Genomic DNA, 25,448 nt, shown 5'->3' on the forward strand with positions numbered 1-25,448 from the left:
AAAACCATGAAAAAATTATTACAGGCAGCTACCCTTTCTCTGGTGGCAGTGCTGGCCGGCTGTCAAAGTTCCGTCAGTGAACAGGACCATGCGGCCGCTACCGCCACTACAGAGACTGCCGCATCGGTTAAGACCTACTCTATCGAGGAATTCATGGCCACGACTTCCATCCGGGGGAATGCCATCTCCCCTGACAACAGCAAAATTCTCTACTCCAGCAACGAGACCGGCATCTACAACGCCTTTGAGGTTCCTGTTAGCGGAGGCGAGCCGAAGCAGCTGACCAATTCCACAGACAATTCTGTTTTCGTGATCTCCTATTTCCCGGACGGCGATCGTATCCTGTATGCCAGCGACCAGGGCGGCAACGAGATAACGCACCTCTATGTGCATAACCCCGACGGCACCTCCCGTGACCTGACACCGGATGCGAAAGCCAAGGCAGAGTTTACCGACTGGAGCCACGACAAACAGAGCTTCTTTTACATTTCCAATAAGCGGGATGAGCGCATGTTCGACCTCTACGAAATGGATTTGAAAAGTCTAAAACCGAAGCTGGTATACAAAAATGACCAGGCGCTGGACGTAGCGGCTATTTCCAGGGATAAGCGCTATCTGGGCCTGGTGAAGAGCATCACGACCAACAAAACGGACATGTACCTTTACGACACCAAGACCAAGCAGCTGAAGCAGCTGACCAAAGGACAGGGGGACGTAAAATACTATCCGGAAACCTTTACACCTGACGGCAAAAAGATGTACTACCTCACCGACGAGGGTCGGGAGTTCACCTCCCTGAAAAGCTACGACCTGGCTACCGGCAAGACGGCAGAAGTAGAGCAGGCAGACTGGGACATTATGTACTCGTATTTCTCTCGCAACGGCAAATACCGGGTAACCGGCATTAACAAGGACGCCCGCACAGAAGTGAAAATTTACGAGGTAGCCACCGGGCAACCCGTTACCCTGCCCTCTATGCCTGCCGGCGATATCACCGCTGTTCGTTTCTCTGATGACGAGCGCCTGATGTCATTTTATGTAAACAGCTCCAAATCTCCCAATAACCTGTTTGTGTACCGCTTTGACGGAGAAAAGCCGAAGCAGCTCACTGACACTATGAACCCTAAAATCGACACTGACGATTTGGTGGAGGGACAGGTGGTGCGCTATACCTCTTATGACGGCATGGAGATACCGGCGCTGCTTTACAAACCCAAAGGCATAAAGGAGGGCGAGAAAAGACCGGCCGTGCTCTGGATTCACGGCGGGCCTGGCGGCCAGACGCGCCTTAACTACTCGCCGCTGATGCAGTACATCGTCAACCACGGGTATGTGCTGCTAGCGGTGAACAACCGGGGCAGCTCCGGATACGGCAAGACCTTCTTCGCCGCCGACGATCAAAAACATGGTGACGTTGACCTGAAAGACTGCATTGAGTCCAAAAAGTTTCTGACCGCAACCGGCTATGTTGATCCGGAAAAAATCGGCATTATGGGTGGCAGCTACGGCGGTTACATGGTGCTGGCCGGACTGGCCTTTGCCCCAGACGAGTTCGCGGTCGGCGTAAACATCTTTGGCGTATCTAACTGGCTGCGCACCTTGCAGAGCATTCCGCCATGGTGGGAGTCGTTTAGGGAGGCGCTTTACAAAGAGATGGGCAATCCCAAAACCGATTCCGCTGCCCTGTACAACAAGTCGCCGCTCTTTTTTGCCCACCAGATCAAGAAACCGCTGATTGTGTTGCAGGGAGCCAACGACCCGCGCGTGCTGCAGGTAGAGTCCGATGAAATAGTAGAGGCCGTGAAAAAGAACAACGTGCCGGTTGAGTACATTGTGTTCCCGGACGAAGGGCACGGCTTTGTAAAAAAGGAAAATGAGATAAAAGGCTATAGCGCCGTGCTGGCTTTCCTAAACAAACATCTGAAAGGAGAAACATCCGGCCAAGCCGGTACTTCCGGACAGTAAATCCATAATCCTGACCTGGGGGCGGCATACACTGTTGCTTTCAGGTCAGGATTTAAATATCTCCGCCGCGGTAGCCCCTGTTCGACTTCTTATCCGCCTGCCGCTTCTTCGACTCCAACCGTCGCTTTACAGAGGCCCGGGTTGGCTTTGTGGCATTGCGTTTCTTTTGCCTGGTCAGTGCCTGGCGCAACAGTTCATAAAAGCGGTCGATGCAAAGGTCTTTGTTTCTCAGCTGGCTACGCTCTGTCTGGCATATCACCTGTAAGTACCCCTCGCTGTTGATACGGTTGGCGAGCTTTTCCAGCACCAGTAATTTCTCGTCATCGGTCAGCAGTTCCGATTCGCTGACTTGAAAGCGCAACTCCACTTTAGAAGCCACTTTGTTCACGTTCTGGCCTCCGGCACCACCACTCCTGGAAGCCTGAAAACTCAGCTCCTTCTCAAAATCCCGTTGTTTTAAATCTATCATACCTGTTCTATACCTACCAATTGCCTGAGTCTGCCGCCCGGCTATACCTGTCTAAATAATTTTGTACCTGCTTGCGTCTTTTTAGGAGTTAGACCGTCTTTTGCAAAAAATCTAACCCTACTCTATGAAAAAGCTGTTGTTCGCCTGCCTCCTTTTTGCGCTGATAGCTGCGCCGCAGGCATTGCACGCCCGCAACAAGTCGTTTTACTTTACCACCTCCGACAGCGTGCAACTATACGTGCGCATGGCCGGTGAGGGCAAACCCTGTCTCTTTATTCACGGCGGCCCGGGCTCCTGGACCAAATATTTCTACGCCCTCGGCGGCAGCGTGGTGGAGCAGGACATGACCATGATCTATGTGGACCAGCGGGGTTGCGGACGATCCTCCAGCTCCCCGGATAAGGACTACTCGCTCGCCCGTGTCGTGCAGGATTTCGAAGAACTGCGCGAGCACCTTGGTTACGCCAAATGGATGCTCATGCCCCACTCCTTTGGGGGCACCATTGCCACAGAATACGCCTACCAGCATCCGCAGCGCATTTCAGCCGGTATTTTCGTGAACACCACGCTATACCTGAACGATGCCCTGGAGAGCTACGTGACCAACGGCGCCAGATTGCTGGGCAGGCCTGAGTCGGATTTCCGCAAGGCAGAGGGCTCTATAGGCGAGGCACTGAACGGGGTGGCTTACCAGCTTAACCAAAACAACCTGATGTACAAAATGATATACCCCAAGAAGGAGATGTTCGACCAAATGAATGCTGTTATGGACACCACCCTTAACTGGGACTTTGGCAGCAAGGTATGGGACTTCCCGGAATATGCGCAGGATTTTACTATAAAATCGGCTTCCCTTAAAATGCCGGTACTCGTTATCTCAGGCAACAACGACCTGTCGGTGGGCCCGAACCACTACCGCCTGTTTAAGTTTGCGAACGCAACATACCGTCCCATGGATACCGGCCATTGCCCTTATCAGGAGCAAACCGCCGCGTTTCACAAGCATGTGCGCAGCTTCCTAAAAAAGGTGAAAAGCTAGGCCAACTTACTTCTTGGTATAAAAAAGGAGCAGACTCTGAAGGGTTTGCTCCTTTTCTATACTGTCACGCTTTTCCGAAACCAAAGCACAAAGTATAGCCGTATGCATTACAACCCAAACCTAATGCGGCTATACCTATGAAACAAGAAGACAGCAATCTGCGAATCGGCTACCATGCCTCTCACGAACAGTTCAAACCCAGTGATTTGCTCAAGTTTGTGCGGCTGGCAGAGCAGGCAGGCTTCAATGCGTCCATGTCATCCGACCACTTCGCCCCCTGGAGCCTCGACCAGGGCGAGAGCGGGTTTGCCTGGTCTTGGTTGGGAGCCGCCATGCAGGCCACCAAGCTGCCTTTTGGTATTGTCAATGCGCCTGGCCAGCGCTACCATCCGGCCATAATCGCGCAGGCTGCCGCCACGCTGGCCGAAATGTTTCCGGAGCGGTTCTGGGTGGCCATGGGCAGCGGCCAGTACATCAACGAACAGATAACAGGTGAGCACTGGCCAGTGAAGCAGGACCGAAACGACCGCCTGAAAGAGTGCGTCGACATCATCCGGGCGCTGTGGAACGGCGAGACCGTAACGCACCACGGACTCGTAACCGTGGAGCAGGCGAAACTCTATACCCGCCCGAAGGTTGCCCCCATGATCATAGGAGCCGCCATCACAGAGAAAACAGCCGAATGGGTAGGGGGCTGGGCTGATGGGCTTATCACGACTTCACGCCCGCCTAAAGAACTTAAAAAAATGGTGGAGGCCTTCCGAAAGGGTGGAGGCGAGGGCAAACCGATGTACCTGAAAGTGCAGCTATCCTATGCCCAAGATGAGAAAGAGGCGCTAGAGGGTGCCCATGACCAGTGGCGCTCCAATATATTCCCGAGCGCTGTGCTCTCGGACCTGCGCACTGCAGAACAACTGGAGCAGACCGCTAAGTTTGTGCGGGAGGAAGACTTGCGCGAGCACGTGCGCATCTCCTCTGACCCGGCCCAGCACCTGGAATGGCTTCAGCAGGATATTGATCTGGGCTTCAGTCAGCTTATTCTGCACAACGTGAACATGCAACAGGAGCGCTTTATCGAGGTGTTTGGCGAGAAGGTGGTGCCACAGCTTCTACGCTAAGGTATAGCCGGCCTACCATGACGTGCTATACCTTTAACTTATGGACAGTGAGCACGTTATAGGTATAACACGTCATGTAGAGGCATCCTATGAAATGGTCACTTAAACTGGGCAGAATAGCGGGCATCAAGATACTGGTGCACTGGACTTTTGTTATCCTGCTGGGCTGGATTGTTTTCTCGGAAATGCAGCGGGGCTCTGATCTGTTTACCACCCTGCTTTCCTTGGCATTTGTGCTTACCATTTTCCTGTGTGTGGTGTTGCACGAGTTGGGCCATGCGCTCACCGCCAAGCGATTCGGAGTCAATACCAAAATGATCACCCTCCTGCCCATTGGCGGGGTGGCCAGCCTGGAGCGTATACCTGAAAACCCGAAACAGGAGCTGCTTATAGCCGTGGCCGGTCCTGCCGTGAACGTGGTGATTGCCCTGGTGCTCTGGATCGTGCTCCCTCCACTCCGCGATATTCCGGGTGAGGAGTTCTTCAGTCGCATTACTTTGGCCAACTTCTTTTATCTGCTTTTCTTCATCAACCTCATACTGGTAATCTTCAATGCCATACCTGCCTTTCCGATGGATGGCGGCAGGGTATTGCGGGCGCTGCTTGCCTTCAAGCTGGGCCGGGTACGGGCGACTCAGATTGCGGCGAACCTCGGTCAGATGCTGGCGATCTTCTTTGTGTTCATCGGCTTTTTCTATAACCCCTTCCTTATCCTGATCGGCATATTTGTTTTCTTTGGTGCCTGGTCCGAGAACATGCTCGTGCAGCACCTCGACTTTTTGCGTGGCCACCTGGTGCGAGAGGGCATGATGACCAACTTCGTGACACTGACCCCCACCGAAACCGTGCGCGATGCCTTGAGCAAACTGCTTACCGGCTCGGAACATGATTTTGTCGTGGAGCAGGATGGCCAGGTAGTGGGCACACTCACGCGCATGCAACTTATCCAGGCTGTAAAGGAGGAGCAGGTAGAAAAACCGGTGGCGGAGATCATGACGCAGGAGGTAAAGGCTTTTAATGTGCAGGACAAGCTGGCCGAGGCCTATACCGAGCTGCAGAAAACGAAAGCGCCTCTTTTTCCGGTGCTGGACAACGGCCGCCTGGCTGGTGTCATCAATTCCGACAACATCAACGAGTTTATCCTGATCAAGTCTGCTTTGGCGCATTAGTGCTGCGCCATATTAAAAATCTGAAGTTCAAACCTTACCAAGTCGCTACTTCTCCTAGGGCATAAGTCAAAGATCTTGCTGAAATTCCGGTTGATCGTGCGCTAACAGGCCGTACACCTTCTTACATTTTCCCCCGAATTGCAGCGATTCTTTTCTGTAGTAAAGCAAGCTATACCTGAAACTTCATGCTTTTTCTATAAACTACGAAAAAAATCGTATAAAACATTTCCTTTTACGAAAATATTCGTACATATTAGCAGCTGCAACTGCTTATACCTGTTAATCATCTATACAACATGACCTTAGACCCATCCCAAAAACCAACCGAGTCAGAGCTGGAGATCCTTCAGGTTCTCTGGCAGCATGGCCCCTGCACGGTGCGCTTTGTGCACGATGAGCTCAGCAAAACCAAGGATGCCGGCTATACCACTACACTAAAGCTAATGCAGATCATGGCCGAAAAAGGCATGCTATCGGCCGATAAAGCAAGCCGCTCGCACGTTTACATGCCCCTGCTGCAGGAAGAAGATACCCAACGCCGCCTACTGGACCGCTTTCTGGACACCACTTTCAGGGGTTCGGCCATGAAAATGGTGATGCAGGCTCTGGGGAACCACCAGGCCTCACAGGAGGAACTGGACGAGATACGCGACTTATTAGATAAAATGAAAGGAGGCGACAAATGAACTTCAGCACCGATTTCTTACCCGAAACCCTGACATCTGCCCTGGGCTGGGCTTTGCTCCACTCGCTGTGGCAAGGCGCCCTGACTGCCCTTGTACTGGCCCTGCTCCTGATCCTACTCAACCGGCACTCGGCCAAAGTGCGCTATACCGTCTCCCTGCTGGGACTGGCCACTGTATTGGTTCTGTTTGTGTTTACGTTCGTCCGGGTTTATTCAAGCGAGGAGGTAGCGGCTTCATCTATTGGCTCAATGGTGGCCTATAGCACTCAGGTAAAGGAAACCGCTACAATGAGCACTCCGGCACTGCCCCGGTTTATTGATTCCGGCAAGGTATACTTTGAGACGCATCTGCCACTGCTGGTAAGCATTTGGCTACTGGGTCTGCTGGTGATGACGCTGCGCTTTCTGGGTGGGTTGGCTTATATCCAACGACTGCGAAACTACAGAACCCAGGCCCTCGGTGCCCATTGGCAGGAAACATTGGCACAGGTAAAGCAAAGTATGGGTGTGCGCCACGGCGTGCAGTTGGTGGAGTCGGCACTGGTGCAGGTACCAATGGCCATCGGTTACTTCAAACCGGTTATCCTGTTCCCGATCGGGGCCGTGACGGGACTCAGCCAGCGACAGGTGGAAGCGGTGCTGGCGCATGAACTGGCCCACGTGCTGCGCCATGACTACCTGCTTAACATACTCCAACAAATCGTAGAAACCGTTTTCTTCTTTCATCCGGCCGTTTGGTGGATGTCGGGGGTGGTGCGCATCGAGCGCGAGCACTGCTGCGACGACCTGGCTGTGAAAGCCTGCGGCGACAGCGTAACGTATGCCCGCGCCCTGGCCCAGCTGGAGACGCTCCGCATGCCGGCCACTCCGGCTTATGCACTTGCCCTGACCGGCAACAAGGGCTCTTTGCTCAGCCGTGTGAAACGACTGGTGAGCGCCGCCGACCTGCGTCCTTCTTTTGGAGAAGGCTTTGTGGCAGCCTTGGTAGTGGTTGGTGGCTTTATGCTACTCTCCTTTGGCGCCTGGGCCGGTATGAAGAAGGAGCCTCAACCCGAAGAGACCTATACCTTCGTCACGAAGGAGGAGCATGTGCTGCCGGTAGCCCTGGAGTTGCCGGAACCTGAAGAAGAGTCGTCTGTGGCCACCACCCTGACCATACAGGACTCGTCCGGAAAAACCTCCGATATCATCATGATCAAGAACAAAAAGGGGAAAGTGACGGAACTGTACGTCAATGGCAAACGCATCCCTAAAAAGGACATCCCTGAGTTTCAGGAACTGATAGAGCAGCGCCTGCAGGCGACCAAACGTGCGCCACGCATGAAGAAGGCCGAGCGTGTGCAGGTCATCAAGGAAACGGAAGAAGCCTTGGCAGATGTGCGCCGCAAAGAGCGGTCTTACCATTATACCTATACCTTCACTGGTCCCGACAGCCTGGGATTTGAGGTGCCTGCCCCACCAATTCCGCCTGCGCCGCCAGCCCCCGCCGTGCCAAGTGTAGCGCCGAGAGCGGGTATGCCTCCCATGCCTGCATTGCCTCCTATTCCACCGATGCCGCCTCTCACCTTCGGGGAGGAAAACTCCAAGGAGCGGAGAGAGGCCCAGGAACGCCACAAGCGGATGATGAAAAAATACGAACAAGACATGGCACGGTATACTGAGCAGATAGAAAAACATGTTAAAGAAGTGGAAAGCCGTGCCCACATGCAAGCCGAGGCATCTTCCGGCAAATCCCGCGAAACCGATATGCGACGATACCAGGAAGAATCACTGAAATGGCACGTAGCAAACATGAAGCGACACGAAGCCAACATGCGCCGCCATGAGGCGAACATGAGAAGCCACGAAGAGCGCACGGAAATTCTGGAACAGGTAAGGCAGGAGATGATAAAGGACGGCCTGCTGAAGGAGGGAGAGCAAGTGACGGATTTCAAAATCAACCAGGAAGGACTCTACATCCATGGCCAGAAGCAGTCGCAGGCGCTGCACAGCAAGTACCGCAACCTCATGAAAACCAGGGAAGGTAAGCCCTTTGACCTGACATATAAGCGGGACGGCAAAAAAGTGCAGATACAGTCTACGCAGCAGTAACAGCTATCTATTTGCTCCCGAAGCCCTTGCCTGTATCAGGTAAGGGCTTTTTTTATTATATTTGGAATTAAACTAAACATACCCGTGGATGTTCTTTTTCGTAAGAAGACGAAATACACGTTTCCAGACTTGGCACCGTACTAAATAGCAACAGAAAAATTGTCAACCCGCACCATTCTATGACCATTTCATTTTACACACCCATCAGCTACGGGTCTTCAAGGGTCGCAGCTATACTAGCCTTATTGTTTTCGGTACTTATTCTGCCCGCATTCGCCTCCGAAGGCCTGCACATGTCGCCGATATCGCTGGAGGAACGCACCAAGGCCGCTGAGATCATAGTGGAGGGCGAGGTTGTGGCCCAGCGCTCTTTTTGGGACGCCCGCCAGGAGAACATCTACACAGCCTATACCGTCCGGTTATTCAAACTGTTTAAGGGCGAATTGCGCGAAAAACAACTCGAAGTGATCACAGAGGGAGGCTCTGTCGGACTAACCAGGCACGAGGTATCCTCGGCACTGAAGCTTTACAAGGGTCAGCAGGGCTTGTTTTTCCTGACCAAAGGCTCCCAGGCAGGTATAGCTTCCAGCACGAACCTTCCGGTGATGACGCCCTATGCCAGCCGCCAAGGGTTTGTAGGATATGACACAAAGAGCGCAACAGCCACTGATCCTTTTAATGCCTACGAATCTGTGCAGGAACTCTACCGCACCGTGACTACCCGTACGGGCCGCAACTTCACAACCATCGTTGAAAACGAACAGCTGGACTCCGGCATACTGAAACAAAGCCAGCGGCGGCAGGCAACCGAGGCGACGCAGGCCCCTGTTGTCACCACCATTTCGCCTACCATAACGAGTGCCGGCACCAATGCCATCCTCACTATTAATGGCACTAACTTCGGCAGTTCGCGGGGCAATGGCTTTGTGGAGTTTCGAAACGCCGATGACGGGGGCAAGACGTTGGTAAAGCCATACGCTACGGACTACATTTCCTGGACCAACTCACAGATCCGGGTAAGGGTACCATCCGCCACGCCTACTGGAGGCACGGCAGGCACAGGCCCGGTTAAGGTGACGGCCAACGACGGCACGTCCGCATCCAGTATCGGGACGCTCACCATTGAATTTGCCTACTCCAACGTAGTGGCGCAGGGAGGCAAAACCCCCGTGCAACCTCTGTTGATAGACGCCAACAGGAGCGGAGGCTATACCTTGCAGTTCGCTCCCAGCATGCAAAGCAGGTCAGCTGCCCAGGAAGGCTTCCGGCGAGCGTTGAACAGCTGGGTATGCACTACTAACGTCAACTGGACGATTGGCACGCCTACCACAACCGAAACGATCTCGGATGATGGCAGAAGCGTTATCCGGTTCGCGCCAAGCTCCGATACAGGGCAGGGCGTGTTGGCACGCACCATCAGCCGTTACAGAGGCTGCGCAACGGCTGGCGACACGGTGTTCTGGCTCACGGAATTCGACATGGAGATCAACAACAGCATTAACTGGCAGTATGGCCCCGGCAGTCCGGGCCCAAGCCAATTCGATTTTCAGACGGTAATCCTGCATGAACTAGGCCATGCGCACCAACTCGGGCACGTTATCCTGGAGAATGCCATTATGCACTATGCGATCGAGTCGCGCAGAATCATCCGTGACCTGGGCGCTGCCGATCTCAGAGGGGCGAACCTGATCATGGCCCGCAGCCTTAACCCGCCTGCCTGCGGTGGCCGATCCCCGATCGTGCCCAAGCTGGATGGGGACTGTAACTTGGCACCCGAGGTGTTTACCTTCGATGCCACCTTCGGGACTACTGGTGTTGTGAACGTAGTCTGGACCACCAACACGGAGTCGAATGTGGACTCCTATGTAGTGCAGCGCAGCCAAAACGGACAGAATTGGGAAGATATCGGGCAAGTAAGCGCCACCGGACCCGGCCAATACACCTTTACGGACAGAAGCCCATTGCCACGCAGGAGCTATTATCGCATAAAGGTTGTGTATAAAAACAGAACCGAGTCTTTTTCGGCCAGAGTACAGGTGCTCAACCCCGAGGACTTGCGTACCTTCAAGGTATACCCTAACCCGATCGGCCTGAATGCCAACGCAAACGGCACGCCTAGCGAAGTGCTGCAGATCGAATACCTGGTAAGGGCCAACTCGAAACTCAATCTGCAACTCTACGACATACAAGGCAAGCTGATTTTTGAAACCGAAGCCACCGTCTCAGACGGTACAGACATTGTGGAAATCAATGTTTCCAGTTTGGCGGCCGGCACTTATCTGCTCCGCTGGAGCGAAGGCAGCAACAGCGGGTCAACTAAAGTGGTGAAGCTATAAGCATAGCAACAAAAAGGGGGAGGCTACTACAGCCTCCCCCTTTTGCTTTACGGATGTGTTTACTCAATCAATATTCACACGTTTACGATTATTACCAGACTCTTCTCGTTTCGGCACGCTGATCTTCAGAACGCCTTCTTCGTAGCGGGCCTTTATCTCCTCTGCGTTAACCGCATCGGGCAACCGGAAAGATCGGCTGAAGGAACTGTAGTTATACTCCCGCCGGGTAAAATTTTCCTCCACCTGGCTATTGTCCTCTTCCTTCTGGCTGCTGATCGTCAGCATGCCCTCATCCACATCAATATTAAAGTCCTCTTTGGTCATACCTGGGGCAGCCAACTCAATCGTGTATTCCTTTTCACTTTCGCGGATGTTGGTGGCCGGCATGTTGCGCATCAGCTGCCGCCCGATCTGGGCTGGCATTCGGAACAGGTCATTCTCAAAAAACCGATCTACATCACTGAAAAAATCTGTGAAAAAAGATTTTGGGGCAAGACTCTCGCCCCCTCGCTCCCTTCTCATTGGCTTCATCGTATTACCTCCTTCTAGTTATGGTTAAACATCAATCAAAGCAGTGCTAAGCACCCCTTCTAATTTTTACGACTTGAATTCTTTATAGTTTAACCATGAATATGATAATGCAAACAAAAAAGACAGGTATAAGCTGATGCAGCCTATACCTGTCTTCTGGTACTCATTTGTTTTCATTTGGGCTCGGCCTTAGCTTTCAGATGCTGTGGGCTAATGGCTAAGCAAGGTATAATGGATCGGTTTCAAAATGTTTTCAGAGCTCGGAAAGCGCACGAAAGTTTACATAGCTTGGTAAGGGTCAGGTGTAATAATACAAATGTTGTGAAACATTACTTGATGAACAAGGATAGTTTGCTATTCGAAGTAACTTATATTTAAACAACAAACACTATAAATATATTTTCACAGATTATCATAAAAGTATTGTTACGCGCGATTTTATTAAATCGAAATCCAACAAAAGTCACATCGTTTAGACAAAAATAACAGCACGGCAGCGACTGCCCTTGTCAAAAGCACAAAATGACCGGTTGGAGGGTAGCATTATTATAGCAGGAACTCTATCTTTGGAAGACGAAGCCCGGCTTTTCATGATTGACCAATACCTATACCTGACATGCCACAAAACACTACCTCCTGGAGTCGCCTGATCTCTAAAAAACGCTTTGAAACAAACGACAGCAGGTATAGCTCTGACGAATCGGTGCGTGGGGAGTTTCAGCGCGACTACGACCGCATTGTGTTTTCCTCGGCCTTTCGCCGTCTGCAGAACAAAACCCAGGTAATGCCTATGCCCGAGAGCGATTTTGTGCATACACGCCTCACCCACAGCCTGGAGGCGTCGGTGGTGGGTCGCTCGCTGGGCCGGATCGTCGGCAAAAGCATCCTGGAACGGCACCCGGAGCTTACCGGCGAGAAGAATATTCAGGAGGCAGACTTTGGCGATATTGTGGCGGCCGCCTGCCTGGCACACGACATAGGCAACCCGCCGTTCGGCCATTCAGGTGAAGATGCCATCTCTGCTTATTTCCAGAGTGAAGGGGCGCAGCCGTTTCTGAATAACCTGACGGACACCCAACTGGCAGATCTGCACCGTTTCGAAGGCAACGCCGCCGGTTTCCGGGTGCTTACCTATACCTATCCGGCGCATTGCAACCTACCCGGCGGCCTTAGCCTGACTTATACCACGTTGGCCACCTTTACCAAGTACCCCAAAGAATCGCTGCCGGTGATAGCGGGCACCAGAAATACAAGCGAGAAAAAGTACGGCTTCTTCCAAACCGAAAAGGCCTGGTTTAATACCATTGCGCAGGAACTTGGCTTGTTGAAAAAAGCGAACGGCGGAGAAGTGTTTTATAACCGCCACCCGTTGGCGTTTCTGGTGGAGGCGGCCGACGACATATGCTACCGCATCATCGACTTTGAGGACGGCCTGAAACTTGGGCTGGTTCCGCATCAGCAAGGTATAGCACTTTTGCGCCAGATTCTGGGCGACGCCCCAGACCGTGTGTCCAGCCTGACGTTCTATGACTGGCGCGAGGAGATCGGCTACCTTAGGGCCCGCATCATCGGCAAGCTCATCAACGAAACCGCCCAGATCTTCCTGCAACACGAGCAGGACATCCTGGCCGGCACCTACGACAAGCCACTGGTAAACGAACTCTCCTGCAAATCGGTGCTGGACGAGATCAAAAGCCTGTCCATTGAGCTCATTTACCGTAACAAGCCAGTTTTGGAGATTGAAGCAGCCGGGTTTGAAGTACTCGGAGGCCTGTTGGATGCCTGCATGAAAGCCGCCTTCCTGCCTCAGTCGAAGCACCACCGCAAAATAGCCGACCTGATACCGCCGCAGTTTCTCAAATTGCCCGAAAGCGCCTCCGACTACGAGCGCATCATCCACATCACCGATTATGTGACCAGCCTCACCGACCAGGCCGCACTCGGGCTGTACCGGAAGATAAAAGGAATTGAGTTGCCGCGGATGTATTGATTGGCAGGTATACTCATTCCATACCTTGCAGCTATACCTGAGCCACGTGCAAGGGCCGACTTTTTTGTCTATAGAATCGGCAGGTTCATATAGGAACGTGCTAGGTTTGTAGATTAAGCCCGTTTTTTCAACTCCCTGTGGAAAACCCCTCCAAGTTTTAGATTAATTTTATAGTTTCTATAACACAAGTCGTGTCATAGGGCATTCTTATTTCTAAACCTTTATTTTATGAAACGTAAGCTTATCCTTTGCCTGATGTGGTGCGCTACGGGCTTTGCGGCCTTCGCCCAGACGAAGAGCAATAAGATCGAATTCACGGAGTACACCCTCCCGAACGGTCTGCATGTGATTCTGCACCAGGACAACTCCACGCCCAACGTGGCCGTGTCGGTGCTGTACCATGTAGGCTCCAAAAACGAAGTAAAAGGCCGCACGGGCTTTGCGCACTTCTTCGAGCACCTGATGTTTGAAGGTACCGAGAACATCGAGCGTGGCCAGTACATGAACATGGTGCAGGCAGCAGGCGGCTCCCTCAATGCCAACACCTCGTTTGACCGCACTTACTATTATGAGTTACTGCCTTCTAACCAATTGGCGCTTGGCCTCTGGATGGAAGCCGAGCGTATGGTAGGCGCCAAAGTAGACGAAGTAGGCGTGGAGACACAGCGCAAAGTGGTGCAGGAAGAGAAGCGCATGCGCGTGGACAACCAGCCTTACGGCACTATTCTGGAGAACACCTTCGGTCTTGCCTATAAAGAGCACCCTTACAAGATCACCCCGATCGGTACGTTTGAAGACCTGAACAATGCAAAAATCGAGGAATTCCGCGATTTCTATAAGACCTTCTATGTGCCAAACAACGCCACGCTTTCCATCGCCGGCGATATCAACATCGGTGAGACCAAAAAACTGATCGAGCAGTACTTCGCCAAAATTCCGAAAGGCACGCAGGCGATCCCGAGACCAAACATCGTAGAGCCTGACCAGAAGGAAGAGCGTCGCAAGATTGTGTATGACAACATCCAGTTGCCAGCCGTTATCCAGGCGTACCATATCCCGGCACAAGGCACCGAAGACCACTATGCCCTTTCTATGCTGACTACTTTGCTTTCCGGTGGCAAAAGTGCCCGTATGCCGAAGGCGATTGTGGACAAGCAGCAGAAGGCGGTTGCTGCCCTTTCCATACCTTTCCCAACCGAAGATCCGGGCTTGTTCCTGACCTACGCCATCGCTAACATGGGTGTGGACGTGAAGGACCTGGAAGCTGCCGTGGATGCGGAAATCGATCTTGTAAAGAAAGAGATGATCAGCGAGCGTGAGTTCCAGAAGCTACGCAACCAGATGGAGAGCCAGTTTGTGCAGCAGAACAGCACCGTGGCTGGCCGTGCCGAGAACCTCGCCAACTACCATGTATATTACGGCGACGCCAACCTGATCAACAACGAGATCGACCGCTACATGAAAGTGACGAAAGAAGATATTCAGCGTGTGGCCAATAAGTACCTCACCAAAAATAACCGCGTGGTGTTGCACTACCTGCCAAAGTCAGCTCAACCAAGCAATTAATTCAGATGACGATGAAGAGAATATATAACATACTCCTTTTGATGCTGGCGCTCACCACGGTGGCCACAGCACAGACAAAACAAACGCCTCCTCCCGCTGGTCCGGCTCCTAAAATTGAACTGGGCAAGTACGAGCATTTCACCCTAAAAAACGGCCTGAAGGTATACGTGGTGGAAAATCACAAACTGCCTGTAGTAAGCATGTCATTGGTACTCGATCGCGACCCGATTCTGGAAGGTGACAAAGCAGGTTATGTAACGATGGCGGGCCAGATGATGCGCACAGGCACCAAGTCCCGCAGCAAAGACCAGTTCGACGAGCAGGTGGACTTTATCGGTGCGAACCTTTCGTTCAACTCAACCGGTTTCAGTGCTTCTTCCCTTAAGAAGAACCTGCCTACCTTACTTGACCTGACTGCTGATGCCCTCCTAAATCCGAACTTCACACAGGAAGAACTGGACAAGGTAAAGAAGCAGATGGCCGCCAACCTGGCTTCTGAGAAAGACAACCCGGACGCTATTGCCGGCAAAATCCGCAACACGTTGCTTTTCGGCAAGAACCATCCGAACGGTGAGCTGACTACTGAGAAATCGGTGGAGAACGTAACGCTGGCTGATATCCAGAACTACTACAGCACCTACTACCGCCCGAACATCGGCTACCTGGCCGTTGTGGGTGATGTAACGCCAAAGGAAATGAAGAAACTGCTGAACAAGTCGTTTGGCAAGTGGAAAAAAGGCAACGTTCCTTCTCACAACTACGACCTGCCAAAGCACGATGGCAAAACACAAGTAGTGATTGTGGACCGTCCGAGCGCCGTACAAAGCGTACTTTCATTCACGAACCCAGCTGAGCTGAAGCCAGGTGCTGACGATGTAGTGGCAACGCAGGTAATGAACACCATCTTGGGTGGTGGCAGCACAGCCCGTCTGTTCATGAACCTGCGTGAGAAGCATGGCTATACCTACGGAGCTTACTCTTCGCTTTCTTCTGACAAGATTCTGGGCCGTTTCAACGCCTCGGCCAGCGTGCGCAACGCCGTTACCGACAGCGCCGCTGCCGAGTTTATGAAAGAATTCACCGACATCAGAACAAAGCAGGTAACCGACAAGGAGCTTGCCTATGCGAAAGCCTATATCACCGGTAACTTCGCACGTGGTTTGGAGAATCCGGGCACTGTGGCCATGTACGCTATCGCGACTGCCCGTTACAACCTGCCAGCCGACTACTACGCCAACTACCTGAAGAAGGTAGAAGCCGTAACCGCAGCCGATGTGCAGCGTGTGGCGCAAAAGTATGTGCGCCCTGACCAGCTTTACATTTTGGCCGTTGGTAATGCCAAGGACATCGCTGACAAACTGAAGACCTTCGACAAAGACGACAACACCATCACTTACTTCGACGCTTCTGGCGAAAAAGTAGACATGGCAGCTGCCAAAGCAGTTCCTACAGATGTGACTGCCGATCAGCTCATCGCAAAGTACATTCAGGCCATTGGTGGCAAGGCGAACATCGAGAAAGTAAAAGATGTGACCGTGACCATGAATGCCAGCGTGCAGGGCATGCCCCTTACCTTTAAGCAGCAGCAAAAAGGCGCTGACAAAATGTTGATTCAGATCCTGATGAACAACAACCCGATGCAGCGCGTGATCATCAACGGCGACAAAGGCAAAATGGAAGCCCCTATGCAAGGTGTGAACAAAGACATGACGGCCGAAGAGCTTGCTTCTTCAAAAGCTGAATCTGATATGTTCTCGATGACCCGCTTTGAGAAGTTCGGCATTAAGACAGCTGTAGCCGGTCAGGAAAAAGTAGATGGTGCTGACGCTTATGTGGTAGAGGCCACAGCAAAAAATGGCCAGAAGACACTGCATTACTTTGACAAGGCAACTGGCTTGCTTTTGAAAGACGTAAAAAGCATGCAGACGCCTCAGGGTGCTATCACGCAGACCAAAAGTTACAAGAACTACAAAGAGGTTAACGGCGTGAAATACCCGCACGTGATTGAGACTGTTGTTGGTCCTCAGGTGATCAAAGCAGAGGTACAGAGCGTGGAAGTGAACAAAGGCATCAGCGACGATACCTTCAAAATGTAAGTAACACCCTTACCTTGTTAATCAAAGTAAAGCGGCGTATCCGGAAGGACACGCCGCTTTTTTGTTCTGCCTATACCTGTTAGAGGCGTCGACAAGCCCTTGCTATACCTTGAAACTGGTATGAATCTCCGGAAGCGCAGGTATAACAATTGCGTCAGCAGCCTTGATCTTTTAAAACAGCTCGCCCTGCACCGCCTGCACAAATTTCTTCGGGGGCTTTATGTCGAGCCCGCATACCTTGTTCAGTTGATCGATCAGGTAGGTGGCCAGCTCCGGCGAGGTGATATTGTCGGGTTCATGCACGAAGAAGTAAAGTTCCTGCAAGCCGGCCTCAAGCCATACCTTAATTCTGGACACCCAATCGTCGATGCGGGTATAGTCGGTAGGGTGCAGTCCGTTGCCCACGAAGCGCACCATGGCGGTGGGCGTGGTCGGGCGCATGTGCAGCACGTCACGCCTGCCGGAAACATCGGTCAGCACCGTACTTACCCGGTATTTCTCCAGTACTTCAAACAGCTCCAGCGAGGCCACATGGTCTACGAACCAATCTGGGTGACGCAACTCCACGGCCAGGGGCACGCTCTCCGGTATATACTGGACAAATTTCTCCAAGTCGGGCAATTGGTTCGGGCCAAAGTAGGGTGGCAACTGCAAAAATGAACAGCCCAGTTTATCCTCCAGCCCCGCAATGGCTTCGCAGAAAGTGGCCGTCAGGTCGAGGGAGCTCACAAGTGGCCCTTCGTGACTAATAAGTTGCGGAAATTTGGGACAGAAGGTGAACCCCTGCGGAACGGAATTCCGCCAGCGCTCTATGGTATCCGGGCCGGGAATATGATAGTGCGTGCTGTTCAGCTCAATGGTATGGAACTGTTTGCCATACCACAGCAGCGATTCCTTCTCCTTCATGCCAGCCGGGTAGTACTCGCCCACCCAGGCCTTGTTGACCCACACGGGCAGCCCAACGTATACCTTCGCCTTTTCCTTTTTCGCTGTGCTATACCTGTTTAGCAGCGGCACAGTATCCGGATGGTCGGGTGGCAGGGTGAAGTCGACGAGACTGAGATCGGAGAGTTTTCCAAAGTCCATGGCACTGTGTTTTTATCGAATATACGCTTTGGCAAAAGATTCGGCCTTAACAAAATATCTTCCTGAAAGTTCCCGTTATGGCAGCAGGTCAGAAGAAAAAAGCAAAAATATTTTCAGCAAGCGAGCATGACCTCATCTTGAAAAACGATACTTGAAAATATGCTCATATGTCTCCTGAATGGCGTTTTTTGCATTACGTGACTTATAGCAACTTTGCGGGGTAGCGCGTATCCCCCTACACCCTTTTGCAATATAGCGCGTAAAAGGCCTCGTTTGAAAATTATTCCGTATCTTTGCGGCTTCACCAACTAATAACTATATGAAGAACGATAGAAAGTGCTTTATCTTAACAGTAATCATTTTTCTATTTATCGGAGTTAGTCAACCAACTTTCGCACAAAGCAACGACATAACCCAAATTGGATCTGCCTCTTGGTATGGTAGTAAATACCACGGCAGAAAAACCAGCAGCGGCGAGCGCTATAACAAAAACGAAATGACCGCCGCGCACAAAACTCTGCCTTTCGGCACCATGGTCAAAGTGACCAACCCAGCCAACAAAAAGTCAGTTGTCCTGCGCATCAACGACCGGGGCCCTTTTGTAGGCAACCGCATTATCGATGTATCAGAAGCAGCGGCTCGCAAGCTTGAGATTCATGCAAGCGGCGTGGCCAAGGTAAAAGTAGAAGTACTCGACGCCACTGAGTCAGGGCTGGCTTCTGCCGCTCCATCCTTCAATGCCACTGGGTATACCATCCAGACAATCGAGACGACCGACTACCAGCAGGCAGTTGCGCTTAGCCAGAAATTGAAGGCTTTCGACAAGCATCTCCCGTTGGAGATAGCGGAGGAGCAGGTAAACGGCAAGAAAGTCGTTCTGGTAAAAGCCGGCAAATTCAATAACATAAACGAAGCTGAGGCCTTTAACGAGTTACTCGAAGAAGAAGGCCTGGCGGGAAAGGTTCGCGAAGCCTAGAAGACTAGACAATTACTGATAAGCGAAAAGCGGAAAGCCCCTAGAGGGCTTTCCGCTTTTTTGCTTTTAGGGCTCATAGTCGTCGCAGGTATAGCACCTGGTTGGTGTTGTACCTTCTTTTCTACTATCCGGCCAACAGATTTTGTAGAGGTATAAACAGCCTTTATCTAGAAAAAGCTACAATCGGGCTGATAACTGGTGTCTATACTTTGATATGAGCGTGCAAATCACTAAACTTAGTTACCTAAAACGAAACTTCTCTAAACCTTAACCTTAAAAACTTTGAAACGACGTCATTTTATTGAGCTATCGGCGCTGGGTTTTGGCGGGCTCATGATGCCTTCCATCCCTGTTTTCGGCGACATTATCTCTCCGGAGAGAGCGCTGGAACAGGTGGACCCTGCCCTGAAAAAGCGGCTGGCTGATATTGCCCTGAATACTGCCAAGTCAAGCGGCGCCTCCTATGCCGATGTGCGCATTGGCCGTTACCTGCAGCAGTATATTTTCACACGTGAAAAGCAGGTGCAGAACATCGTGAACGCCGAATCATACGGTGTGGGTGTACGGGTGCTGGCCAATGGCACCTGGGGCTTTGCCGCCACTTCCGACGTGAGCGACAAAGGGATAGCCAAGGCCGCCAACGAGGCTGTGGCCATCGCCAAGGCCAATGCCAAACTCCAAAAGGAGCCCGTTCAGCTTGCCCCCGTGAAAAGCTACGGTGAGGTAAGCTGGAAAACGCCTATCGAAAAGAACGCTTTTGAGGTACCGATCAACGAAAAAGCGGACCTGCTCTTGGCAGCTAACGCCAAGGCCATGGAGAATGGGGCTAACTTCGTGAACTCGGCGCTCTTCCAGGTGAACGAGCAGAAATACTTTGCCTCTACCGACGGCTCTTACATCGACCAGGATATTCACCGCATCTGGCCAAACTTTACGGTAACGGCTGTCGACAAAACCAGTGGCAAATTTAGAACCCGCGAGGCCCTGAGCGCCCCAATGGGCATGGGCTGGGAATATATGATCCCGAAGGCGGGCGAAAAGATAAAGGGGCCGGAAGGCACTGGCCTGATGGGCTACCGTTACGCCTACGACATGCTAGAAGACGCCGCCTTAGCCGCCAAGCAAGCTAAAGAAAAGCTAACTGCCAAGTCAGTAGCCGCCGGTAAATATGACCTTATTCTGGACCCGAACCACCTCGGCCTGACCATCCACGAATCAGTGGGTCACCCCTTGGAGCTAGACCGTGTGCTGGGCTACGAGGCTAACTATGCCGGTACTTCTTTTGCCACACTGGATAAGTGGAAATCCAAGAATTTCAAATACGGCTCTGACAAAGTGCACATCTTCGCAGACAAAACGCAAAAGGGTTCGCTCGGTCTCGTTGGCTGGGACGATGAGGGCGTGAAGACCAAGCAGTGGGACCTGATAAAAGACGGTATACTAGTGAACTACCAGGCCATACGCGACCAGGCTCATATTATTGGGGAGAAAGAATCGCATGGCTGCTGCTACGCCGATAACTGGAGCTCTGTGCAGTTCCAGCGCATGCCAAACGTATCGTTGGCGCCGGGCAAGCAGAAAATGAACGTGGACCAGCTCATCAGCGGCGTGGACAAAGGCATTTACATTGCCGGCCGTGGCTCTTATTCTATAGACCAACAGCGCTACAACTTCCAGTTTGGTGGCACGGCGTTTTACGAAATCAGCAAAGGCAAGATTGTGGGTATGCTTGAGGACGTGGCTTACCAGAGCAACACGCAAGAGTTCTGGAACTCCTGCGCCGGCTCCTGCGACGAAAGCGACTACCGCCTGTTCGGCTCTTTCTTCGATGGCAAAGGCCAGCCAAGCCAGGTTAGCGCGGTTTCACACGGATCTTCCCACACCCGGTTCAATGGGGTGAATGTGATCAACACGGCCCGTAAAATATAGTCTTACACTTTCTAAATGAGCATTAAGTAAAATGGCAATATATACAAGAGAACAAGCCGAGGCTTTGCTGAAAAAGGCTTTGGCTTACTCAAAGGCTGATGAGTGTGAGGTCACACTCAGTGGCAATATTGGCGGAAACATCCGCTACGCCCGAAACGAGGTATCGACCAGCGGTGCCGAAGAAAACGTGTCTATGTCAGTGGAGTCGCGCTTTGGCAAACGCTCTGGTGTGGCGACCATCAACGAGTTTGATGATGCTTCGCTGGAGAAGGTAGTGCGCCGCGCCGAGGAGATTGCACGCATTGCGCCGGAAAGCCCGGAGTACGTGCCCATGCTCGGTCCGCAGAAGTACATTACCACAAAAGCGTATTTCGACTCTACCGCCAAAATAGACCCTGCTTACAGAGCAGAGGCTGCGGCTAAGAGTATAAAGGCCGCTGCTGACAAAGGTTTAACAGCCGCAGGCTTCCTGGAGCACTCGACGAGCTTTATGGCTCGCCTCAACTCCAAAGGCTTGTTTGGCTACCATCCGTCCACGGTGGTGGACTTCTCGGTAACCATGCGTACCGAAGACGGCACCGGCTCAGGCTATGTCACGCAGGACTTCAGTGACGCAAGCAAACTCAATACGGCCAGCGCATCGCAGATAGCGGCCAGCAAAGCTGTGAACTCCCGTAACGCCAAAGCGTTGGAGCCCGGCAAGTATACCGTTATTCTGGAGCCCGCGGCCTCCATTGACCTGCTGCGCAACATGTTTGGCAACATGGACCAGCGCAACGCCGAAGAGGGCCGCAGCTTCCTGAGCAAGCCCGGCGGAAAAACCAAATTAGGCGAAAAGTTGCTCGATGAGCGTATTACGGTATACTCCGACCCTTTGCACCCCGAAATCCCGTCAGCGCCTTTTGCTGGCGACGGTCGCCCAAGAGAGAAGACGACCTGGATCGAAAAAGGTGTGGTAAAAAATCTGTACAACTCCCGTTTCTGGGCCGAAAAAACCGGGGCTAAGTCTGTACCAAACCCGGGCGGGGTGGTGATGGAAGGCGGCAACCAGACCCTGGAGGACATGATCAAGAGCACGAAGCGCGGCATCCTGGTAACGCGCCTGTGGTATATCCGCTCCGTGGACCCTCAGACCTTGCTTTATACCGGCCTTACCCGCGACGGTACCTTCTATATTGAGAACGGCAAAATCCAGTATCCTGTCAAGAACTTCCGCTTCAATGAGAGTCCGATTATCATGCTCAACAATCTAGAGGCATTGGGCAGGCCGCAGCGTATCAACGGCAACCTGGTTCCGCCGATGAAGATCCGTGACTTCACCTTCACCAGCTTGTCTGACGCGGTGTAGCCACTGCAGCTTATACCTTGGATGCCGTATGCTAATCTGTGTACGGCATTCATTTTACAAATAACTCGAGACTCAGCACTTCTAACTCAGAACTCCATTTGCAACCTTTCACCTTTGTCCGACTGCAGTACCGTTCCGGCAACTGGGATACTGACCCGCGTATGCCGAGCAACCTGTTGCATTCGCTCATCGAGTACACCACCGTGAAGGTGAACGAGCAGGAGAAGGTGATTTCGCTGGAAAGCGCCGAGCTCTTCAACTACCCTTTCAGCTACATGAGCGGCCACCGGCTGGTGCAGTTTAACCAAAAGGAGCGGCAAAACTTCGAGACTTACGTGCGCAATGGCGGCTTTGTGTTTGTAGACGACTGCAACCACGACATCGACGGTTTGTTCGCGAGGTCGTTTGAGGAGCAGATGAAGCAGATTTTCGGGCAGGGGGCACTCAAAAAGATACCTAACAACCACAAGATCTACCGTAGCTTCTTCACGTTTGAAGATGGTCCACCCACTACCTCATTCGAGCTCAATGGCTGGGGCGACGACCTGGTGCACGACTACCTGAAAGCAATAGAGGTAAACGGCAGAATCGGGGTGCTCTACAGCAACAAAGACTACGGCTGCGAATGGGACTACGACTTTCGAAACAAACGCTGGCTGGCTGAGGACAACACCAAGTTTGGAGTGAATATAATAATGTACGCGCTGACGAGTTAGTATATTAGTAATATCTAATATATACAGTACAAAATATATGCTATGAAAAAGAAATCACTCTACTTCCTTCTTCTTCTACTTGCTTTCGGTCAGGTCTATGGTCAGCAGGACAGGAAAATCGATAATGCCGCTGCCTTTACCAAACTGTACGGTTACGTGCGCTACTTCCACCCAAGTGACGAAGCCTCCGAAATCGATTGGGACCGCTTCGCCATCTATGGCAGTAAGCACGTTGAGGGCTGCAAAAGCCCAGAGGAATTGAAAGCCACGCTCACCGCCTTGTTCCAACCTATCGCCCCGACGGTCCAGGTATACCTGGAGAATGAGGAAGTGAAATTCAACACAGCAGCTACCACACCACCCAGCCTTAAGAAATACAAAACCATTGCCTGGCAGCATCAAGGTATGGGGCAAGGCGGTAAGAACAGCCCATACATAAGCCTGCGCACCAATAGGCCCGTGTTAGTCAAAACATCTTCGGCCCAGTTCGGGCCTATCATGAAAGCTGTTCCGGCTTCTGAGTTCCAGGGCAAGGAGTTCATGTTCACAGGCAAAGTGAAACGGGCTACAGGCTCAGGAACAGGCCACCTGTGGGTAAGAGTAGATAAAACAAACAACTCCACAGGATTTTTCGACAACATGGGAGGCCGCTCCATACAATCAGACCAATGGACGACCTATGAAATCAAAGGCAAAGTGGACAAAGGGGCTGATAAAATAGTGGTTGGCGCTTTTTTGATGGGCGAGGGAGAGCTGTGGCTGGACGACATGAGCCTTAAGGTAAACGATAACGGCACCTGGAAAGAGATATACAACGAGCAATTTACAGGCGAAAAGGAAGGTCTAGCTGATAAAATACTTAGCAGTGGTTTAAGCTGGAAGCCTGGCAACGGGTACCTGTTCATGATTCGACAGAATAGCAAGGACGACAAATGGCTTTCCATTAAAAGCGAAGAGGCCAGCGTTTTAGTAAAGAAGAAGACTTCGCAGATTTTCAAGTCACATCCTAAGCTAGGAGAACATATTGCCAAAACTTTAGCCGGCGGTGTAAAGGCCATAGTTCCGCTGGCCCTCTACGGCACCGAAGCACAGACCTATCCAGCCGCTGATAGGACTTTGCTCACGAAGCTTCGGAAAGAACTGGAGGCTATACCTGCAAGCGACATCAACGGTGCCAATCTGTATACCCGTCTTGGCAATACTGCCATTACCTGGAACGTGTTCCAGCACTTCTACCCGTACTTCGACATCGCCAAAACAGACTGGCACCGAGACCTGCGCCAGGCACTTGCCAGTGCCTATACCGACCAAACGGCGACCGACTTTCAGAAAACGCTACAACTGCTTACCGCCAAACTAAAAGACGGGCATGTGTGGGTAACTACTCCTGAGAACAAAGCCACGCACCTGCCGCCAATCGCCTGGGAATGGGTGGAGGATAAACTGGCCATAACGGCTGTGTATGACGAAGCTATACCTTTGACGAGAGGCGACATTGTAACCAGCATAGATGGCACGGCACCAGAAACCTATTTCAAAAACCTGCACCAGTACATATCGGCTGCCACCCCAGGCTGGCTCAATCACAGGGCAAAATCAGAATCGCTCTTGGGGGAGCATGAATCAACGCTGAAACTGGCGGTGCTCAAAGCAGACAACTCCACAACTGACTTGGAACTCAAAAGAAACTTCTCTTACAATCAAGTGCGTACGGCTATACCTTCCACGGAAAATATCAGGTCTGTCGCTGCTGGTGTAACGTATGTTAATATCGGCAAAGCGTCCATGAAAGATATCAAAGCAGCCATGCCGACTTTGCAGCAAAGCAAGGCCATCATCTGCGATCTGCGGGGCTATCCGAACAGCAATCATGACCTCATCAACTATCTGCTGCCTGCCAGAGACACGTCGTCGCAGTGGATGCAGACCCCGCACATCATCTACCCTGACCAGGAAAAGATAGTAGGGTATAGGAAGTCGAGTTGGGGCTTAAGGCCGAAGTCGCCGCGCCTGACGGCCAAGGTCATTTTCCTGATTGATGGGCAGGCCATCAGCTATGCCGAGAGCTATATGAGCTTTATTGAACATTATAAACTGGCTACTATCGTAGGGCAACCCACAGCGGGCACCAACGGGAATATTAATCCATTTATGCTACCGGGTGGCTACAGAATCTCGTGGACAGGTATGAAGGTACTAAAACACGATGGTTCGCAGCTTCATGGTGTAGGCATCCTACCGGATGTGTATGTGGAAAAAACCATACAAGGCATACGTGAGGGCCGCGACGAGTTTCTGGAGAAAGCTATTCTATTAGCAGGCGAAGCACTATAAAAGA

At 52.0% G+C, this 25,448-nt stretch carries 18 protein-coding genes; 15 read left to right on the forward strand and 3 right to left on the reverse strand.

The genetic code is table 11. The features are described 5' to 3' along the window. Positions 1-6 precede the first annotated feature (6 nt). A complete protein-coding gene (locus H9Q13_RS08985) occupies positions 7-1,965 on the forward strand; it encodes a S9 family peptidase (RefSeq protein WP_191183465.1) in 1,959 nt (652 codons plus the stop codon). A gap of 52 nt (positions 1,966-2,017) precedes the next feature. Here the strand turns inward: H9Q13_RS08985 and arfB are convergent, their stop codons facing one another. Next, positions 2,018-2,434: an alternative ribosome rescue aminoacyl-tRNA hydrolase ArfB gene (arfB, locus tag H9Q13_RS08990; RefSeq protein ID WP_191183466.1), complete on the reverse strand. Its 417-nt coding sequence runs from the start codon at positions 2,432-2,434 to the stop codon at positions 2,018-2,020. A gap of 124 nt (positions 2,435-2,558) precedes the next feature. Between arfB and H9Q13_RS08995 the strand changes: the two genes are divergently transcribed. The 6 genes from H9Q13_RS08995 (at position 2,559) to H9Q13_RS09020 (ending at position 10,872) form a co-directional block, all read left to right on the forward strand. Then, on the forward strand, positions 2,559-3,473 hold the full coding sequence (locus tag H9Q13_RS08995) for an alpha/beta fold hydrolase (RefSeq protein ID WP_191183467.1): 915 nt from the start codon (positions 2,559-2,561) through the stop codon (positions 3,471-3,473). Between the two features lie 137 nt (positions 3,474-3,610). Continuing rightward, positions 3,611-4,591 (forward strand): TIGR03885 family FMN-dependent LLM class oxidoreductase, encoded by a 981-nt coding sequence (locus H9Q13_RS09000; protein WP_191183468.1) that lies wholly within the window; start codon positions 3,611-3,613, stop codon positions 4,589-4,591. 89 nt (positions 4,592-4,680) lie between these two features. Further along, positions 4,681-5,760 (forward strand): site-2 protease family protein, encoded by a 1,080-nt coding sequence (locus H9Q13_RS09005; RefSeq protein WP_191183469.1) that lies wholly within the window; start codon positions 4,681-4,683, stop codon positions 5,758-5,760. Between the two features lie 296 nt (positions 5,761-6,056). Next, on the forward strand, positions 6,057-6,446 hold the full coding sequence (locus H9Q13_RS09010; protein ID WP_191183470.1) for a BlaI/MecI/CopY family transcriptional regulator: 390 nt from the start codon (positions 6,057-6,059) through the stop codon (positions 6,444-6,446). Next, positions 6,443-8,536, forward strand: a complete 2,094-nt coding sequence (locus H9Q13_RS09015; protein WP_191183471.1) for a M56 family metallopeptidase — start codon at positions 6,443-6,445, stop codon at positions 8,534-8,536. The genes H9Q13_RS09010 and H9Q13_RS09015 overlap by 4 nt, the downstream gene beginning before the upstream one ends. A gap of 179 nt (positions 8,537-8,715) precedes the next feature. Then, a complete protein-coding gene (locus H9Q13_RS09020; RefSeq protein ID WP_191183472.1) occupies positions 8,716-10,872 on the forward strand; it encodes an IPT/TIG domain-containing protein in 2,157 nt (718 codons plus the stop codon). A 63-nt stretch (positions 10,873-10,935) separates the two neighbouring features. On the opposite strand, the gene H9Q13_RS09025 is transcribed toward H9Q13_RS09020, so the two are convergent. Continuing rightward, complete coding sequence (locus H9Q13_RS09025) at positions 10,936-11,394, reverse strand: Hsp20/alpha crystallin family protein (protein WP_191183669.1); 459 nt, start codon at positions 11,392-11,394, stop codon at positions 10,936-10,938. 625 nt (positions 11,395-12,019) lie between these two features. Between H9Q13_RS09025 and dgt the strand changes: the two genes are divergently transcribed. The 3 genes from dgt (at position 12,020) to H9Q13_RS09040 (ending at position 17,055) form a co-directional block, all read left to right on the forward strand. Beyond that, the gene (dgt, locus tag H9Q13_RS09030; RefSeq protein ID WP_191183473.1) at positions 12,020-13,393 is read left to right on the forward strand and encodes a dGTP triphosphohydrolase; all 1,374 of its coding nucleotides are present in this window, start codon (positions 12,020-12,022) and stop codon (positions 13,391-13,393) included. Between the two features lie 228 nt (positions 13,394-13,621). Next, positions 13,622-14,959: a M16 family metallopeptidase gene (locus H9Q13_RS09035; RefSeq protein ID WP_191183474.1), complete on the forward strand. Its 1,338-nt coding sequence runs from the start codon at positions 13,622-13,624 to the stop codon at positions 14,957-14,959. Between the two features lie 11 nt (positions 14,960-14,970). After that, a complete protein-coding gene (locus tag H9Q13_RS09040) occupies positions 14,971-17,055 on the forward strand; it encodes an insulinase family protein (protein WP_191183475.1) in 2,085 nt (694 codons plus the stop codon). A gap of 171 nt (positions 17,056-17,226) precedes the next feature. On the opposite strand, the gene H9Q13_RS09045 is transcribed toward H9Q13_RS09040, so the two are convergent. Continuing rightward, a complete protein-coding gene (locus tag H9Q13_RS09045; protein WP_191183476.1) occupies positions 17,227-18,141 on the reverse strand; it encodes a DUF72 domain-containing protein in 915 nt (304 codons plus the stop codon). Between the two features lie 319 nt (positions 18,142-18,460). On the opposite strand from H9Q13_RS09045, the gene H9Q13_RS09050 reads away from it, so the two are divergent. The 5 genes from H9Q13_RS09050 to H9Q13_RS09070 all read left to right on the forward strand — a co-directional run bounded on the left by H9Q13_RS09050 (position 18,461) and on the right by H9Q13_RS09070 (position 25,444). Then, positions 18,461-19,117, forward strand: a complete 657-nt coding sequence (locus tag H9Q13_RS09050) for a septal ring lytic transglycosylase RlpA family protein (protein WP_191183477.1) — start codon at positions 18,461-18,463, stop codon at positions 19,115-19,117. A gap of 282 nt (positions 19,118-19,399) precedes the next feature. Further along, a complete protein-coding gene (locus tag H9Q13_RS09055; RefSeq protein WP_191183478.1) occupies positions 19,400-21,046 on the forward strand; it encodes a TldD/PmbA family protein in 1,647 nt (548 codons plus the stop codon). Between the two features lie 31 nt (positions 21,047-21,077). Then, on the forward strand, positions 21,078-22,394 hold the full coding sequence (locus tag H9Q13_RS09060; RefSeq protein WP_191183479.1) for a TldD/PmbA family protein: 1,317 nt from the start codon (positions 21,078-21,080) through the stop codon (positions 22,392-22,394). Between the two features lie 98 nt (positions 22,395-22,492). Beyond that, positions 22,493-23,110 carry a DUF4159 domain-containing protein gene (locus tag H9Q13_RS09065; protein ID WP_191183480.1) on the forward strand — a complete coding sequence of 206 codons (618 nt, stop codon included), beginning with the start codon at positions 22,493-22,495 and terminating at the stop codon, positions 23,108-23,110. A gap of 42 nt (positions 23,111-23,152) precedes the next feature. Next, the gene (locus H9Q13_RS09070; RefSeq protein ID WP_191183481.1) at positions 23,153-25,444 is read left to right on the forward strand and encodes a S41 family peptidase; all 2,292 of its coding nucleotides are present in this window, start codon (positions 23,153-23,155) and stop codon (positions 25,442-25,444) included. The last annotated feature ends 4 nt before the right edge of the window (positions 25,445-25,448 follow it).

The sequence above is a fragment of the Pontibacter aquaedesilientis genome (genome assembly GCF_014773225.1).
Taxonomy (GTDB): Bacteria; Bacteroidota; Bacteroidia; order Cytophagales; family Hymenobacteraceae; genus Pontibacter; species Pontibacter aquaedesilientis.

What these genes read in the sequence shown, in the direction of transcription:
- H9Q13_RS08985 (WP_191183465.1), top strand. Translation starts at nt 7, where the DNA reads ATGAAAAAATTATTACAGGCAGCTACCCTTTCTCTGGTGGCAGTGCTG.
- arfB (WP_191183466.1), bottom strand. Translation starts at nt 2,434, where the DNA reads ATGATAGATTTAAAACAACGGGATTTTGAGAAGGAGCTGAGTTTTCAG.
- H9Q13_RS08995 (WP_191183467.1), top strand. Translation starts at nt 2,559, where the DNA reads ATGAAAAAGCTGTTGTTCGCCTGCCTCCTTTTTGCGCTGATAGCTGCG.
- H9Q13_RS09000 (WP_191183468.1), top strand. Translation starts at nt 3,611, where the DNA reads ATGAAACAAGAAGACAGCAATCTGCGAATCGGCTACCATGCCTCTCAC.
- H9Q13_RS09005 (WP_191183469.1), top strand. Translation starts at nt 4,681, where the DNA reads ATGAAATGGTCACTTAAACTGGGCAGAATAGCGGGCATCAAGATACTG.
- H9Q13_RS09010 (WP_191183470.1), top strand. Translation starts at nt 6,057, where the DNA reads ATGACCTTAGACCCATCCCAAAAACCAACCGAGTCAGAGCTGGAGATC.
- H9Q13_RS09015 (WP_191183471.1), top strand. Translation starts at nt 6,443, where the DNA reads ATGAACTTCAGCACCGATTTCTTACCCGAAACCCTGACATCTGCCCTG.
- H9Q13_RS09020 (WP_191183472.1), top strand. Translation starts at nt 8,716, where the DNA reads ATGACCATTTCATTTTACACACCCATCAGCTACGGGTCTTCAAGGGTC.
- H9Q13_RS09025 (WP_191183669.1), bottom strand. Translation starts at nt 11,394, where the DNA reads ATGAGAAGGGAGCGAGGGGGCGAGAGTCTTGCCCCAAAATCTTTTTTC.
- dgt (WP_191183473.1), top strand. Translation starts at nt 12,020, where the DNA reads ATGCCACAAAACACTACCTCCTGGAGTCGCCTGATCTCTAAAAAACGC.
- H9Q13_RS09035 (WP_191183474.1), top strand. Translation starts at nt 13,622, where the DNA reads ATGAAACGTAAGCTTATCCTTTGCCTGATGTGGTGCGCTACGGGCTTT.
- H9Q13_RS09040 (WP_191183475.1), top strand. Translation starts at nt 14,971, where the DNA reads ATGAAGAGAATATATAACATACTCCTTTTGATGCTGGCGCTCACCACG.
- H9Q13_RS09045 (WP_191183476.1), bottom strand. Translation starts at nt 18,141, where the DNA reads ATGGACTTTGGAAAACTCTCCGATCTCAGTCTCGTCGACTTCACCCTG.
- H9Q13_RS09050 (WP_191183477.1), top strand. Translation starts at nt 18,461, where the DNA reads ATGAAGAACGATAGAAAGTGCTTTATCTTAACAGTAATCATTTTTCTA.
- H9Q13_RS09060 (WP_191183479.1), top strand. Translation starts at nt 21,078, where the DNA reads ATGGCAATATATACAAGAGAACAAGCCGAGGCTTTGCTGAAAAAGGCT.
- H9Q13_RS09070 (WP_191183481.1), top strand. Translation starts at nt 23,153, where the DNA reads ATGAAAAAGAAATCACTCTACTTCCTTCTTCTTCTACTTGCTTTCGGT.